Genomic DNA, 15,020 nt, shown 5'->3' on the forward strand with positions numbered 1-15,020 from the left:
CGATCATGAACGTCCGCCGCAGCGCCGCGGTCCTGGCCGCCACCGTCGTGATCGGCACGGCCGCGCCCGCGCTCGCCGCCCCGTCGCCGTCCCCCTTCGTCCCCGCCGGGCTCTACGGCAGCACGGACCCCACGTACGACGGCGTCTGGCGCCAGTCCCTCGCGCTGATCGCCCAGCACCGGGCGGGTGTGCGGCCCGCCGCCTCCGCGACCGACTGGCTCGTGGGCCAGCAGTGCGCGAACGGCGCCTTCGCGGCGTACCGCGCGGATCCGGCCAAGGCCTGCGACGCCAAGGTCATGGTCGACACCAACAGCACGGCGGCCGCCGTACAGGCCCTCTCCGCGCTCGGCGGCCACGCGTCCGCGACCGGAAAGGCGGTGGCCTGGCTGAAGTCCGTGCAGAACAAGGACGGCGGCTGGGGATACCTGCCCGGCGGGGCGAGCGACGCCAACTCGACGTCCGTGGTGATCGGTGCGCTGGGCGACGGCGCCGGGAAGGTCCTCAAGGACGGCAAGTCGCCCTACGACGCCCTGCTCGCGCTCTCCCTGCCGTGTGCGGACGGGGGCGCCTTCGCCTACCAGCCGGACAAGAAGGGGAAGTTGACGGCCAACGCGGACGCGACGGCCGCGGCGGTCGTCGGCGCGGCGGGCCTCGGCATGGCGACGGCGAAGGCGGGCGACGGGGCTACGGTCACCTGCACGGACGCGGCCACTCCAGAGGGGGCCGCTGCCAATGGCGCCGCGTACCTCGCCGAAGCCGTCGCGAAGAACGGCCACCTCACCTCCGTCCTCCCCGGCTCCGAGAACCAGCCCGACTACGGCAACACGGCCGACGCGGTCGTCGCCCTCGCTGTGCAGGGCGGCACCGAGGCGGCCCGGAAGCCGCTGGCCTGGCTGGAGAAGAACTCCGCGAAGTGGGCCGCGCAGAGCGGCCCGGCGGCGTACGCCCAGCTGATCCTCGCGGCGCAGGCGGGTGGCGCGGATCCGCGGGACTTCGGCGGTACGGATCTGGTGAAGCGGCTGAACGCGACGGGACCGGCACCCCGGGAAGCGGCGAAGCCTCAGGCGGAGAAGGCGGAGAAGAAGAACGAGGACGGCGTCAATGTCTGGTGGATGATCGGCGTCGGCCTGGTCGCGGGCATCGGCGTCGGGTTCCTCTTCACCGGCCGCAACAAGGGCAAGCAGCAGTGACGGTCCGCCGTACGACCGCAACTCTGCTGCTGGCGCTGCTCGTCGGTGCCGTCTGCGCGGCCCCCGCCCAGGCCGCCGGCTACCGCTACTGGTCCTTCTGGGACCGTACGGCCACGACATGGACGTACGCCACGCAGGGCCCCTCCACCGCGATCCCCTCCGACGGAGACGTCCAGGGCTTCCGGTTCACGGTGAGCGAGGACTCGTCGGACGCGACGAAACCGCGCGGCGAGACGTCGTTCACGAAGATCTGCGGGAGCGCGGAGGCGCCGGACGGCCGTAAACGAGTCGCCCTGGTCCTCGACTTCGGCACGGCGGCGGACGCCCCGGCGGGCGAGAAACCACCGGCCGCCCGTACGGAGTGCGCGGTGGTCCCGGAGGACGCGACGACGGCGGAGGCCCTGGCGGCGGTGGCCAAACCCCTGCGCTACAACACGAACGCGCTGCTGTGCGCGATCGCGGGCTACCCGAGGGCGGGGTGCGGGGAGCAGGTGACGGCGGAGAAGAAGCAGTCGGACGGGGGCCCTTCGGTGGGCCTGTTCGCAGGCGCGGCGGCGGTGGCGGTCCTGGGCGCGGCGGCGGTGTGGCAGGCCCGACGGCGCCGTCATGTCTGAGCATCAGCTGCCCCTGCACCCCGGCGCCTGGTGGCTCTGGTCTCTCGCCCTCGCCACCGCCGCCACCCGCACCACCAACCCCCTCCTCCTCGCCCTCCTGGTCGTGGTCACCGCCTACGTCGTGGCGACCTGCCGCGCCCCCACCCCCTGGTCCCGCTCCTACGCCGCCTTCGCGAAACTCGCCCTCACCGTTCTCCTCCTCCGCCTCGCCTTCGCCGTCCTCCTCGGCTCCCCGCTCCCCGGCACCCATGTGATCGTCACGCTCCCCCAACTCCCCCTCCCCGACTGGGCCCAGGGCATCCGCCTCGGCGGCAGGGTCACCCTCGAAACCCTCCTCTTCGCGTTCTACGACGCCCTGCGCCTCGCCACGCTCCTCGTCTGCGTCGGCGCGGCGAACGCCCTCGCCAACCCGAGCCGTCTCCTCAAGTCCCTGCCCGGCGCGCTGTACGAGATGGGCGTGGCGGTGGTCGTCGCGCTCACCTTCGCGCCGAACCTCGTCGCCGACGTCCACCGCCTGCGCGCCGCCCGCCGCCTGCGGGGCCGCCCCGACACGGGTCTGCGCGGCCTCCTCCAGGTGGGCCTGCCCGTGCTGGAGGGCGCCCTGGAACGCTCCGTCGCCCTCGCCGCCGCGATGGACGCGCGCGGCTACGGCCGTACCGCCGACGTCCCGCCACGAGTCCGCCGTACGACGACCGCGCTCACCGTCGGCGGCCTGCTCGGCGTCTGCGCGGGAACGTACGGACTGCTGACCCCGGAGGGCGGCGGGTACGGCGTCCCCGTGCTGCTCGCCGGCCTGGCCGCGGCCCTCGCCGGCCTCCGCCTCGGCGGCCGCCGTACGCTCCGCACGCGCTACCGGCCCGACCGCTGGGACGTCCGGGCGTGGCTGGTGGCCGGTTCCGGCATCGCGGTGGCCGCGCTCATGGTGCTCGCCTCGGTGTACGACTCCGGGTCCCTCCATCCGGGCGTCGTCCCTCCGGCCGCCCCCGCGCTCCCCCTCTGGCCGGCCGCGGCGGTCCTCCTCGGCCTTCTCCCGGCCTTCGTCGTCCCCTCCATCGCTTTCAAGGAGCCGTCGTGATCCGCTTCGAGAACGTCTCCGTGACGTACGACGGGCATAGCGAACCCACTGTCCAGGGCGTGGACTTCGAGGTGCCGGAGGGTGAACTCGTGCTGCTCGTCGGGCCGTCGGGCGTGGGCAAGTCGACGATCCTCGGGGCGGTCGGCGGACTCGTCCCGCACTTCACCGGCGGGACCCTGCGCGGGCGGGTCACAGTCGCCGGCCGCGACACCCGCACCCACAAGCCGCGTGAACTGGCGGACGTGGTCGGGACGGTGGGACAGGACCCGCTCTCCCACTTCGTCACGGACACGGTGGAGGACGAACTGGCCTACGGCATGGAGTCGTTGGGCCTGGCGCCGCAGGTGATGCGCCGCCGGGTCGAGGAGACCCTGGACCTGCTGGGCCTGGTGGACCTGCGGGCCCGCCCCATCGCGACGCTCTCCGGCGGCCAGCAACAGCGCGTGGCGATCGGCTCGGTCCTGACCCCGCACCCGAGCGTCCTCGTCCTCGACGAACCGACCTCGGCGCTGGACCCGGCCGCCGCGGAGGAGGTCCTGGCGGTTCTCCAACGCCTGGTCCACGACTTGGGTACGACGGTCCTGATGGCCGAACACCGACTGGAACGGGTCATCCAGTACGCGGATCAGGTGGTGGTGCTTCCGGCGGCGGGAGCGGCGCCGGTTCTCGGGACCCCGGCCGAGATGATGGCCGTATCGCCGGTGTATCCGCCGGTGGTGGACCTGGGGCGGCTGGCGGGGTGGTCGCCGTTGCCGATGACGGTGCGGGACGCACGCCGACGAGCGGGGGAACTTCGCGCGCGACTTTCGGCTGCGGCCGAGTGGGGGCTGAGCGCGCCCCGCGGCGGAGCCGCAAATCAACACAGCCCCGCGCCCCTAAGCGAGTTGCAGGAGCCGCCGCTCGAATCTCACCGTAGCTGCGGGCAGTCGTGCCGCTCGGGCGGCTCCCGACCCACAGAGAGCGGCACCCCGCCGGCGCGGGCGAGCGCCCCCACCCCCGCCCAGCCCCCATGCCGCTGGCCCTTCCCACGACGTCAGCGCACAACCGCCCCCGAGCCCGCCCCCACCCTCGCCGAAATCCGCACCCTCTCCGTCCGCCACCCCCAAACCCAAGCCCTCCGCGACGTCACCCTCACCATCACCCCCGGCGAGACCATCGCCCTCATGGGCCGCAACGGTGCCGGAAAGTCCACCCTCCTCAACACCCTCGTAGGCCTCACCGCACCCTCCTCCGGAGAAGTCCGCGTGGCCGGCGCGCACCCCCACCGCACCGCGCCCCGGACTCTCATCCACCACGTGGGCCTGGTCCCCCAGGAACCCCGCGACCTCCTCTACACGGACACGGTCGCGGCGGAGTGCACGGCAGCGGACACCGACGCCCAGGCGGAACCCGGCACCTGCCGAGCCCTGGTCTCCGCACTCCTCCCGGGCATCCACGACGACACCCACCCCCGGGACCTCTCCGAGGGCCAGCGCCTGACCCTCGCCCTCGCCGTGATCCTCACAGCCCGCCCACCCCTTCTCCTCCTCGACGAACCCACCCGAGGCCTGGACTACGCGGCGAAGAACCGCCTGGTCACCGTCCTGAAGGAGCTCGCGGCGGAGGGGCACGCCATCGTCCTGGCCACCCACGACGTGGAACTCGCCGCCGAATTGGCGCACCGCGTCGTCCTCCTGGCCGAAGGCGAGGTCATCGCGGACGGCCCCGCGGCGGACGTGGTCGTCGCCTCCCCCTCCTTCGCCCCGCAGGTCAGCAAGATCCTCGCCCCCCAGAAGTGGCTCACGGTCACCCAGGTGAGAGAGGCCCTCGCATGACCGGCCCCACGCCCCCTCGCGGCACGACAGTCACCCCCCGCCGCCCGGCCGTCGTCCGCCTCGGCCCCCACTCGATCCTCACCCTCGCCCTGGTCAGCACAGTCGGCATCGTGGCGTTCGGCTGGCCCTTCCTCACCCCGCCCACCTCCCACCTGGGCACCCACACCCAGGACGCCCCCTGGCTCTTCGCCGGCCTCCTGGTCCTGCTCGTCGCGATCACGGCGGCCGCGCTCTCCGAGTCCGGCCTCGGCCCGAAGGCCGTCGCGATGCTGGGCATGCTCGCCGCGACCGGCGCCGCCCTGCGCCCCCTCGGCGCCGGTACGGCCGGTATCGAGCCGATGTTCTTCCTGATGGTGCTGAGCGGCCGGGTCCTCGGCCCGGGCTTCGGCTTCGCCCTCGGCTCGCTGACGATGTTCGCGTCGGCCCTGCTCACGGGCGGGGTGGGCCCGTGGATGCCGTTCCAGATGCTGGCGATGGGCTGGTTCACCATGGGCGCGGGCCTGCTGCCGGGCCCCGAGCGCCTGCGCGGCCGTACGGAGATCGCGCTGCTGGCCGCGTACGGCTTCCTCGCCGCCTTCGCGTACGGCACCGCGATGAACCTCGCGGGCTGGCCCTTCATGGGCACGCTGGCCTCGAACATCGCCTACGACCCCCAGGCCGCCGTACCCGCCAATCTGGCCCGTTTCCTCGCGTACTGCCTGGCCACCTCCCTGGGCTGGGACCTGGGCCGGGCGGTCGTCACGGTCGTCCTCACGCTCACCCTCGGCCCCGCCGTGCTCAGGGCGCTACGCAGAGCCACCCGCCGGGCCGCGTTCGAGACCGCGGTCACATTCGAGAGCCGTTGAGCGGTGAACCGTCCCACATGACCCACGTCACCCACTAGTCGCCCTAGTAGTGCAAATCGGACGCCATGCGCATGCCATAAGTGGCTCTGACCTGCCCATTGAGAGCCAGGTCACATGCGCCCAAGATCCCCCAGATGCGACCACAACTAGTAAATAGGGTCATTGCGGACACCTGGCGGGCCTGTTTCTCTGGACGGCGTCCCCAGACCCCGAAGAAAAGGTTCAGCGTGTCCGTCTCCAAGATCGCCCGCCGCATCGCTTCCCCGAAGAAGGCCGTCACCACGCTCGCGATGGCCGCCGCCACCGCCGGCCTGGTCCTGACCGCGGCGCCCGCCCAGGCGGCCACCACGGACTCCGCCTCCGAGGCCAAGGCCATCGCCCGCGAGCTGATCCCGAGCGCCGCGCAGTACAACGCGTTCAGCAAGATCGTCGAGCACGAGAGCGGCTGGGACGTCAACGCCACGAACTCCTCCTCCGGCGCCTACGGCCTGGTCCAGGCCCTGCCCGGCTCCAAGATGGCCTCCGCCGGCTCCGACTGGAAGACCAGCGCCGAGACCCAGATCGAGTGGGGCCTGAAGTACATGAACTCCCGCTACGGCAGCCCGGCCGCCGCGTGGGCCTTCTGGCAGGCCAACGGCTGGTACTGAGCCGGCACCGAGCACGCGCCTGGGCGGCGGCCCCTGACACCAGGGGCCGCCGCCTTCGCCGTACACCCGCCCCTTTCGCCGTACGACCGCCCCCTTTCGCCGTACGACCGTCCCCTTCGCCGTACGACCGCCCCCTTCGCCGTACGACCCTCCCCTTACCGTCCCGTGGTCCACTGGCCCGGTGACTGCGCACACGGAGGACCGCGGCCTGCGTCTCGTGCCGGTGCTGCTGGGGCTCACCGTCGTCAGCGGGCTGATCGACGCGGTGAGCTATCTCGGCCTGGAGCACGTCTTCACCGCGAACATGACCGGCAACGTCGTCGTGCTCGGCTTCGCCGCGGCCGGTGCGCCCGGCTTCTCGGTCGCCCACACCCTGACCTCGCTGGGGTCCTTCGTGGTGGGCGCGGCCGCGGGCGGGCGGATCGCCGTACGACTGTCCGGCGGCTCCCGGCGGACCTGGGCCCGGACCACGCTGGCCGCCGAGGCGGTCCTGCTGGGCGCGGCGGCGGTGGTCGCCTTCGCCGCACCCGACGCCACCGCCACCGCCTACGCCCTGATCGCGGTGACGGCCTTCGCGATGGGCCTGCGCAACGCCACGGTCCGCAGGCTGGGCGTCCCTGACCTGACGACCACCGTGCTCACCATGACGCTGACGGGCCTGGCCGCCGACTCCGGCACCCGCCCTCTCCGCCGTACGGCCGCCGTCGCGGCGATGGTCGCGGGCGCGGGCGGAGGCGCATGGCTGGTCCTCCACCACGGCCTGGGCCTCCCACTGGCGATCGCGGCGGGCGCGGTCGCACTGTTGGCGACGCTGGCGTCGGGCAGGGAGTGAGGGGTTGATTGGTGCGGATGTCCCGGGCCCGGCCCGCATCCCCGGCGTGTCGCCGGGACATTCGCACCAATCGCCCCCGCCTTCGCGGTTACTTCGCGAGGAATGTCAGCAGGGCCGAGTTCACCTCTTCCGCGTGGGTCCAGAGGAGGCCGTGGGGGGCGTTCTCGATCTCCACGTACTCGGCGGACGGGAGCAGCGCTTGGAAGGGGCGGCCGGTGGCGTCGATCGGGAGGATGCGGTCGCCGGTGCCGTGCAGGATCAGGGTCGGGACGTCGACCTTCGCCACGTCCTCGCGGAAGTCGGTGATCCAGGTCGGGACGCAGGCCACCGACGCGTGGGCGGAGGCGCCTGCGGCCACGTTCCAGCTGTTGCGGACGGCCTCCTCGCTGATCCGGCTGCCGAGGGTCTCGTCCAGGTTGTAGAAGTCCTGGTAGAACGCGGTGAAGTAGGCGTACCGGTCCTTGGTGACGGCGTCGAGGATGCCGTCGAAGACCGCCTGGTCGACGCCGGTCGGGTTGTCGTCGGTCTTCAGCAGGAACGGCTCCAGCGAGGCCAGGAACACCGCCTTCGCGACCCGCCCCGAGCCGTACGTCCCCAGGTACCGGCCCACTTCGCCCGTGCCCATCGAGAAGCCGACCAGGACCGCGTCGGTCAGGTCGAGGGTCGTGAGCACCTTGTCGAGGTCCGCGGCGAAGGTGTCGTAGTCGTAGCCGGTGGTCGGCTGCGAGGAGCGGCCGAAGCCGCGGCGGTCGTACGTGATGACCCGGTGCCCGGCCTCCAGGAGGGCCGGCAGCTGCTTCTCCCAGGAGTGTCCGTCGAGCGGGTAGCCGTGGATCAGCACGACGGGCTGTCCGGTGCCGTGGTCCTCGTAGTACAGCTCGACGGGCGCGCTGTTCTCCTCGCCAACGGTGATGTACGGCATGGTCTTCGTCCTCCTCGGTGTGGAGCCTCCAGCCCACCACGGGCCGGAGAGGGTCGCCAGGCAGAAAACCAGGCGGAAGTGCGGCAGAAGTGGAAGCGGAGTGGTGGGGCGGCGGGGGCGGAGTGGCTGGGGCGGGATGGCTGGGGGCGGAGTGGCCGGGCGCGGAGTGGCGAGCGCTTGTTCTAATTGACGTGATGACCAGTCAAGCCACCCCACCCAGCACACCAGACCCGTCCACCCCCTTCGGCGCCCTCCTCCGCTCCCTGCGCCGGGCCGCCCGGCTCACGTTGGAGGAGCTGGCCGCGGCCTCCGGGGTCAGTGTCCGCGCGCTCGGTGACATGGAGCGCGGCCGCAGCCGTGGCCCGCAGCGCCGTACGGTCGACGCGCTCGCCGCCGCCCTCGCCCTGGACGACGACCTGCGCGAGCGCCTGCAGCGGCTGGCCGACGCCGGCCGGGACCGGGGCGGCCCGCCCGCGCCGCCGTATCTCCTGCGCACCGTCCCGGACTTCACCGGCCGGGAGCAGGAGCTGGCCGATCTGGACGCGCTCGCCGCCGGTTCCCGCACCCGGGCCGCGGTGCTGTTCGGGCCGGGCGGGCAGGGCAAGACGACGCTGGCCGCGGAGGCGGCCCGGCGGCTGGCCGGACGGCACTTCCCGGACGGCTGTGTGTCGGTGCAGCTGCACGGCATGAGCGACTCCCCGCTGCCCGCCGCCGAGGCGCTGGTCCTGCTGCTGACGGCGCTCGGCCTGCCGCCGGACCGGATCCCGGTCGACCCGGTGGCCCGGGAGGCCGTCTACCGGAACCTGCTGGGCAGCCGCCGGGTGCTGGTCGTCCTGGACGACGCGGCCGACGAGGCGCAGACCAGGCCGCTGCTGCCGGACGCCGAGGGCGGGTTCGTGCTGGTCACCAGCCGGCGGCCGCTGGCCGGTCTGGAGGGGGTACGGCGGATCCGGCTCGGCGGGCTCAGCGGCGGCGAGTCGGCCGCGCTCCTGGAGCGGATCCTGGGCGCCCCGCGCACCGAGGGCCAGTCCGAGGCGATCACCCGGCTCACCGAGCTGTGCGGGCACCTCCCGCTGGCGCTGCGGATCGTCGGCAACCGCCTCTCCAGCCGCCCCACTTGGACCCCGGCCCGGCTGGTGGCCCAACTCGCCGACGAGGGGCGCCGGTTGAGCGGCCTGGTCGCGGGCGACCTCGCGGTGCGCAGCGCGCTCGCCCTCTCCTACCGGCAACTGACCGACTCCCGGCGCCTGTTGCTGCGCCGCCTGGCCCTGCTCCCCGGTCACGACACCGGCCCGGACCTGGCCGCCGTACTCATCGATGAACCAATGAGGGAGTTGATAGAGGACTCCCTCGACCTGCTGGTCGACCGAGGCCTGTTGGAGGAGACGGCACAGGGGCGATACGCCCTGCACGATCTCGTACGGCTCTTCGCGCGCGAGCAGCTGCACGGCGAGGAGGAGGACCCCGCCGGTGTCCGACTCCGCATGGCCGACTGGTTGTTGCGGTCGGCGTCCGCGGCGGGCCGCTGGTTCGAGGCGCCCGGCGCTCCCGAGCCCTGGCCCGGAGCCCCCACCCCCTTCACGCCGACCTCCGCCGAGGAGGCCGAGGAGTGGCTGACCGTCGAACGCGCCCACTGGGCCGGGGCGTTGCCGATCCTGTTCGCGGCGGGCCGGTACCCGGAGATCCTGCACACGGCCCGCACCCTGTACTGGTTCTCGGACCGCTGGGACGCCTGGCCCGAGTGGCGCACCCTGTTCACGTACGGCGTCCGGTCCGCGGCGGCGCTCGGCGACCGGACGGCCGAGGCCCAGCAGCTCAACTGCCTTGCGTGGGCCCACTCGGTCGGCGCCGGGCAATACGCCGAAGCCGTCGAACACGCCCGCCGCGCACTGGAGTTGGCGACCGAGGTGGGTGACGTCGGCCAACAGGGCTGGGCCTGGGCGTACATCACCGGCGCGACCCTGAGCCTGCGCCGGCCCGCGGAGGCGGCGGAGGCCGCAGCGCACGCCGTACGGCTCTTCGAGGCCACCGGTGACGCGGCGGGCAAGGCGGTGTCCCAGCGGGTCCTGGGCAGCGCCCTGCGCGAGTCGGGCCGCCCCGAGGAGGCGCTGGCGCTGCACGAGTCCCTGCTGGATCCGGGGACGCGGGGCGCGGGGACGCGGGCGCCGGACGCGGGGGCACCGGAGCCGGACGCGGGGACGCGGGCTCCGGACGCGCAGGCACCGGAACCGGACGCCGAGACGCAGGCTCCCGACGCGCAGGCACCGGAACCAGACGCCGAGACACAGACTCCCGACGCGCAGGCACCGGAGCCGGGCGTCGAGAACGCTCCCGGCTTCGACGTCTTCGCCCAGACCCTGCTGCGCCACGAGATCGGCCTGGACCTGCTGGCGCTGCGCCGCTGGGCGGACGCGCTGGAGGTCTACCGGACCGTCGTCACCCCCGCGACCCACGCGGGCACCAGCCGTTCCCAGGCGCAGACCCTCGTCGGCCTGGCCACGGCCCTGGAGCACTGCGGCGAGACGACCGAGGCCCGCGCCCGCTACGACGAGGCCCACCGCCTCTTCACCGCGACCGGCGACACGGCCTCCGCCGAGGAGACGGCGGCGGCACTGACCCGCCTCGCGGGAAATCCGGTTGAGGCCGCCGCCTCCGGTCACTGAACATGCGTACGATGACTCGCGAGCTGCTCCCCTACGACCTCACCTGGCCCGACGTGGACCCCGCGCGGCACCCGTTCTCCGCCGAGGAGGCCCTCGACGTGGTCCGGTCGCTAGAGGCGGCGGGCCGGGTGCCGGTTCCACCGCCCCGGACGCGGACGCGGGACTACGACGAGATGGTCGCGGAGTCCTCCCGGCACATCCGCTGGGCGCACAGCGAGGGCTGGGACTGGGTCCGTGACCTCACCCGGCAGCTCGTGGAGCGGTACGGGAGTTGGGCCACCGGCTGGCGCTGGTCGCACGACGAGGGCGACCTCAGCGGCGGGCCGGTGGGCGGCTGGTGCTGCGCCTCGCACTCGATCTCCACGCCCGAGGAGACACTGGCGCGGGTCGCCAGGTCGCTGTGCGAGTGGCGGGAGTGGCTGGAGTTCCTGGCGCGCCGCTTCGAGGCGTATCCGCTGGGCACGCTGCCGGTCGAGGACCGCCGCAACGCCTGGGACCGCGCCACCCACCATCTCATCCTCCAGTCGCTGGACCGCACGGGGTCGGGGGACGCCTGGTACGGCCACTGCGCCCAGGTCCTGACCTGGTTCCTCACCCGCTGGGACGTACCGCCGGAGACCGCGGAGACCCTGGTCGAGGAGGCCGTCGGCGGCCGCTTCGAGAGCTGGACGGCCCCGAAGGGCACGCTGGTCGACGACGTGGCGGAACACCTGGCGACCGCCCTGGAGCCAGACCCGGGCGCGCCGGTGCTGCGGGACGCGGACGGGTACCGGTACACGTCGGCGCGGGTGCAGGCGTATCTCGACGAGTGAGACGAGTGAGGAGAGGGCCGAGAACAAGATGACCGGCACGACCGGAAGGGCCGTATGACCACCCCCGACCACCTGCGCACCTGGCTGACCATCCGCGCCGCCACGCCCTGGCACCGGGCCCCTGAGATCGTTCTCCCACCACCCGCCGCCCTCACCTCCGGCGCCTCCTGTCCGCTGCCCGCCGTCCCGCCACCTTCCGCCCCCGCGATTCCCCCACCCGCCATCCCGGGCCCCGCGCTTCCGCTGCCCTCCGCCCCCGCGCGCCCCCTGCCCACCAACCCCACCCGCGACGGCGCCGCCCACGACATCCGCACCCACGACCACGCCCGCGATCCACAGCGCGCCGAACGCCTCCTCGACGCCCTGGCCGTCGCCCGAGCCGACGCGGCCGCCGGCACCCCGCTCTCCTTCGCCCTCCTCGCCACCTGGCAGCGGCTCGTGCTGGGCGTCCCCGAGGTCTCCTTCCGCACCACTCCGGCCTACGCCAAGCACGGCCGCGAGCTCTACGGCGTCACCCCGGACCTCCGCACCCGCTTCGACGCCTGCCTCGCGGAGGCCGCCGACCCCGCTCTCCCCCTCACCGCCCGGGCGGCCCGCGCCTACCTGGACGTCTGCTTCTTCCACCCCTTCGACGACGGCAACGCACGCGCCGCGTTCCTGACGCTGGTCCACGTCCTGGCCCGCGCCGGCGTCTCCCTGGCCCAGGTGGCCCCCGTACGTCGTCTCGCGCGCCGCGCCGACGACCCCGAAGTCCCGCTGGAACTCGCCGAGTTGCTCGCCGTCCTGATCAGGTCGACCGCTCGTCGAACCGCACCGGCACCCGATGGTCCGGCCGCCCGTCCTTGGCCAGCATCGAGTGCTCCTCCGCCACCGCGCGGTACAGCCTGATCCCGGAGTCCCCGCGCACGTCGTCCGGCGTCCAGACCCGCCCGCCGTGCCCGACGGACCGCCGTGAGAAGACCTCCAGCCCGCGCTCGACCTCGTCCCCCTGCTCCACGATCCCGGCGACGGCAGCCATGTACACCCCCTGCCCGGTCCCGATCGGCACGGACGAGTCGAAGACCGCGATCCCCACCTCGGGACGCACGGCGATGTTCCGCGAGTGAACGGCCTCCGGCGACGACACCCAGAAGAACTCCCGGCACCCGACGTGCGCGAAGTACACCGGCGTACTCCAGGGCCGCCCGTCCGCGTCCGCGGTGGCCAGCACGAGATACGCGCTCGCCTCGACGATCCCCCGCCCGTGCTCCGCGGTCGGCCCCGTCATCGGATCCGCCGGTAACTGACCCCGAAGTCCCGCTCCCACTCCCCCGATTCGACCTTCCCCGTCTCCCAGGCGCCCCGGATGGTGTCCCCGCCGTCCTCGACCCGCCCGACGAACCGCTGCCGGAAGTCCAGCGGCGAGAAGTCCGCGCGCTCGCGCAGCAGTTGCCACACCTCGCCGTCGAAGGTCATCGCGTACGTCCGTACGACCCCGCGCGAGTCGAAGTAGTGCTGGGTGTACGTCCCGTCCGCGGCCCCCGCCGCCACGATCGCCATGCTGTCCGGAACGGGCCCCGGTGCCGCCGTCCGCTGCACCAGGAACCGCCCGTCCAGGGTCCACTCGAACACGGCCCGCCCGGTGACGGCCTCCGCCCCGGGAAACTCCGCCTCCACCACCCACTCCCCGACCAGCACGTCCAGCCGCTCCAGCGCTGCGTCCATCGCACACCTCCCAGTCAGAGGTAAGGACTCCGAGCGCACCGCGAACTCATCGGCCCCCCGTCGACAGCCCCGCCGCGGGCAACCGCCACCCCTCGGACTCCTCCGGCACCCACAATCCGAACCGGCGCTCCAGATGCTCCAGGACCCGCGCAGGGTCTCCGAGATCGAGATCGGGCAGCACCCGCCCCTCGACCGCGTACGCCACCCCCCGCACGGCGTTGATGTCCCGGCTGACGACGAGGACACGGGTGTCCGCACAGAGTGTGGGCAGGAAGTTCCGCGTGGTGACGTACGACGTGGAAGCCTGGATCGCGAACGCCCACCCCTCGATCGCACCGGCCCGCACGACGGCGTCCACCGAGCGCCGCAGGAAGCCGAGTTCCTCCAGGGTCTCGACATCCGGATGGTCCAGCTCGAACGGCTCGTCCATCGAGTTGCGGACCTCGATCTCCTGAGCCTCGACCCGGGTCAGGGGATACAGCGACTCCCGGCGGGCGCCCAGTCGTTGGAGCACCTCCTCAGGCGTGAGCCCCTCACAGAAGAGAAGGGTGTATCCGAGGGGGTACGCCTCCTCCACCCACGACAACCGGATGGTCAGAGCCGCTGAATGATCGTGCCGGTGGCCAGCCCCCCGCCCGCGCACATCGTGATCAGCGCGAACTCCTTGTCCGTGCGCTCCAGTTCGTGCAGGGCGGTGGTGATGAGCCGGGCCCCGGTGGACCCCACCGGGTGGCCGAGCGCGATCGCGCCGCCGTTGACGTTGACCTTCGACAGGTCCTGCTCGAAGACCTGGGCCCAGCTCAACACCACGGACGCGAACGCCTCGTTGATCTCCACGACGTCGATGTCCTTCAGGGACATCCCCGCCTTGCCGAGCACCGCACGGGTCGCGTCGATCGGCCCGTCCAGGTGGAAGTGCGGGTCCGCGCCGACGAGGGCCTGGGCGACGATCCGCGCCCGGGGCCGCAGCTTCAGCGCCCGCGCCATCCGCTTCGACGCCCACATGATCGCGGCCGAACCGTCGCTGATCTGCGAGGAGTTGCCCGCCGTGTGCACGGCGGTCGGCATGATCGGCTTGAGGCGGGCGAGCCCTTCCATGGTCGTGTCGCGCAGCCCCTCGTCCCGGTCGACCAGCCGCCACATGCCCTGTCCGGCCCGCTGCTCGTCCTCCGTCGTCGGCACCTGCACCGCGAAGGTCTCCCGCTTGAAGCGCTCCTCGGCCCAGGCGTGCGCGGCACGCTCCTGCGAGACGAGCCCGAGGGAATCGACGTTCTCGCGGGTCAACCCCCGGTGGCGCGCGATGCGTTCGGCGGCCTCGAACTGGTTCGGGAGGTCGACGTTCCACTCGTCGGGGAACGGCTTGCCGGGGCCGTGCTTCGACCCCGACCCCAGCGGCACCCGTGACATCGCCTCGACACCGCAGCTGATGCCGACGTCGATGACGCCGGCCGCGATCATGTTGGCGACCATGTGCGAGGCCTGCTGGGAGGAGCCGCACTGGCAGTCGACGGTCGTCGCCGCCGTCTCGTAGGGCAGCCCGACGGTGAGCCAGGCCGTGCGCGCGGGGTTCATGGACTGCTCACCGGCGTGGGTGACCGTACCGCCGACGATCTGTTCCACCGCGTCGGCCGGTATTCCGGTCCGGCCGAGCAGTTCACGATAGGTCTCGCCGAGCAGATAGGCGGGGTGCAGGTTGGCGAGCGCGCCGCCCCGCTTGCCGATGGGGGTGCGGACGGCTTCGACGATCACGGGTTCGGCGGCCATGGGTGCGGGTCCTCTCCTCCGAACGGATCCCTGGAACCAGTGCATAACTAGTACGTGTTCTATTTCTTCCAGCAGTCTGCTGAGACACCCCCCACAACCGCAAGGGTCGTGCACGTAATTGGGCGCGCCGCACCCCTT

15 protein-coding genes are annotated in these 15,020 nt (G+C 72.9%); 10 read left to right on the plus strand and 5 right to left on the minus strand.

Annotation, left to right across the window (positions count from 1 at the left end; translation table 11 throughout):
- The first annotated feature begins 5 nt into the window (after positions 1-5).
- From ABZ896_RS01135 to ABZ896_RS01165, 7 genes are all read left to right on the plus strand, one after another.
- Positions 6-1,190 (plus strand): prenyltransferase/squalene oxidase repeat-containing protein, encoded by a 1,185-nt coding sequence (locus ABZ896_RS01135; RefSeq protein WP_360919871.1) that lies wholly within the window; start codon positions 6-8, stop codon positions 1,188-1,190.
- Positions 1,187-1,804, plus strand: coding sequence for an SCO2322 family protein (locus ABZ896_RS01140; RefSeq protein WP_360919874.1), 618 nt, complete (start codon positions 1,187-1,189; stop codon positions 1,802-1,804). Before ABZ896_RS01135 ends, ABZ896_RS01140 begins: the two co-directional genes overlap by 4 nt.
- Entirely contained in the window at positions 1,797-2,879 is a 1,083-nt protein-coding gene (locus ABZ896_RS01145; RefSeq protein ID WP_360919877.1) for a CbiQ family ECF transporter T component, read from the plus strand. The genes ABZ896_RS01140 and ABZ896_RS01145 overlap by 8 nt, the downstream gene beginning before the upstream one ends.
- A complete protein-coding gene (locus ABZ896_RS01150; RefSeq protein WP_360919880.1) occupies positions 2,876-4,693 on the plus strand; it encodes an ATP-binding cassette domain-containing protein in 1,818 nt (605 codons plus the stop codon). The genes ABZ896_RS01145 and ABZ896_RS01150 overlap by 4 nt, the downstream gene beginning before the upstream one ends.
- Positions 4,690-5,538 carry an ECF transporter S component gene (locus tag ABZ896_RS01155; RefSeq protein WP_360919882.1) on the plus strand — a complete coding sequence of 283 codons (849 nt, stop codon included), beginning with the start codon at positions 4,690-4,692 and terminating at the stop codon, positions 5,536-5,538. The genes ABZ896_RS01150 and ABZ896_RS01155 overlap by 4 nt, the downstream gene beginning before the upstream one ends.
- 227 nt (positions 5,539-5,765) lie before the next feature.
- Positions 5,766-6,185: a transglycosylase SLT domain-containing protein gene (locus ABZ896_RS01160; RefSeq protein WP_360919884.1), complete on the plus strand. Its 420-nt coding sequence runs from the start codon at positions 5,766-5,768 to the stop codon at positions 6,183-6,185.
- Positions 6,186-6,366: 181 nt separating this feature from the next.
- Positions 6,367-7,017: a YoaK family protein gene (locus tag ABZ896_RS01165; RefSeq protein WP_360919886.1), complete on the plus strand. Its 651-nt coding sequence runs from the start codon at positions 6,367-6,369 to the stop codon at positions 7,015-7,017.
- A gap of 88 nt (positions 7,018-7,105) precedes the next feature.
- Here the strand turns inward: ABZ896_RS01165 and ABZ896_RS01170 are convergent, their stop codons facing one another.
- Positions 7,106-7,939, minus strand: coding sequence for an alpha/beta hydrolase (locus tag ABZ896_RS01170; RefSeq protein ID WP_360919889.1), 834 nt, complete (start codon positions 7,937-7,939; stop codon positions 7,106-7,108).
- Positions 7,940-8,133: 194 nt separating this feature from the next.
- Between ABZ896_RS01170 and ABZ896_RS01175 the strand changes: the two genes are divergently transcribed.
- From ABZ896_RS01175 to ABZ896_RS01185, 3 genes are read left to right on the plus strand one after another with little or no spacing between them, the layout of a single operon-like run.
- Complete coding sequence (locus ABZ896_RS01175) at positions 8,134-10,602, plus strand: helix-turn-helix domain-containing protein (protein WP_360919893.1); 2,469 nt, start codon at positions 8,134-8,136, stop codon at positions 10,600-10,602.
- An 11-nt stretch (positions 10,603-10,613) separates the two neighbouring features.
- Positions 10,614-11,414, plus strand: coding sequence for a hypothetical protein (locus tag ABZ896_RS01180; protein WP_360919896.1), 801 nt, complete (start codon positions 10,614-10,616; stop codon positions 11,412-11,414).
- Between the two features lie 54 nt (positions 11,415-11,468).
- A complete protein-coding gene (locus tag ABZ896_RS01185; protein WP_360919899.1) occupies positions 11,469-12,302 on the plus strand; it encodes a Fic family protein in 834 nt (277 codons plus the stop codon).
- On the opposite strand, the gene ABZ896_RS01190 is transcribed toward ABZ896_RS01185, so the two are convergent.
- From ABZ896_RS01190 to ABZ896_RS01205, 4 genes are read right to left on the minus strand one after another with little or no spacing between them, the layout of a single operon-like run.
- A complete protein-coding gene (locus tag ABZ896_RS01190; protein ID WP_360919902.1) occupies positions 12,202-12,681 on the minus strand; it encodes a pyridoxamine 5'-phosphate oxidase family protein in 480 nt (159 codons plus the stop codon). The two genes, ABZ896_RS01185 and ABZ896_RS01190, sit on opposite strands and share 101 nt — an antisense overlap.
- Positions 12,678-13,118: a hypothetical protein gene (locus ABZ896_RS01195; RefSeq protein ID WP_360919905.1), complete on the minus strand. Its 441-nt coding sequence runs from the start codon at positions 13,116-13,118 to the stop codon at positions 12,678-12,680. Before ABZ896_RS01195 ends, ABZ896_RS01190 begins: the two co-directional genes overlap by 4 nt.
- A gap of 46 nt (positions 13,119-13,164) precedes the next feature.
- On the minus strand, positions 13,165-13,761 hold the full coding sequence (locus ABZ896_RS01200) for a DUF6461 domain-containing protein (RefSeq protein ID WP_360919907.1): 597 nt from the start codon (positions 13,759-13,761) through the stop codon (positions 13,165-13,167).
- The gene (locus tag ABZ896_RS01205) at positions 13,713-14,882 is read right to left on the minus strand and encodes a steroid 3-ketoacyl-CoA thiolase (RefSeq protein WP_360919910.1); all 1,170 of its coding nucleotides are present in this window, start codon (positions 14,880-14,882) and stop codon (positions 13,713-13,715) included. Before ABZ896_RS01205 ends, ABZ896_RS01200 begins: the two co-directional genes overlap by 49 nt.
- Between the last annotated feature and the right edge of the window lie 138 nt (positions 14,883-15,020).

It is taken from the genome of Streptomyces sp. NPDC047072, assembly GCF_040643855.1.
Classification (GTDB): Bacteria; Actinomycetota; Actinomycetes; order Streptomycetales; family Streptomycetaceae; genus Streptomyces.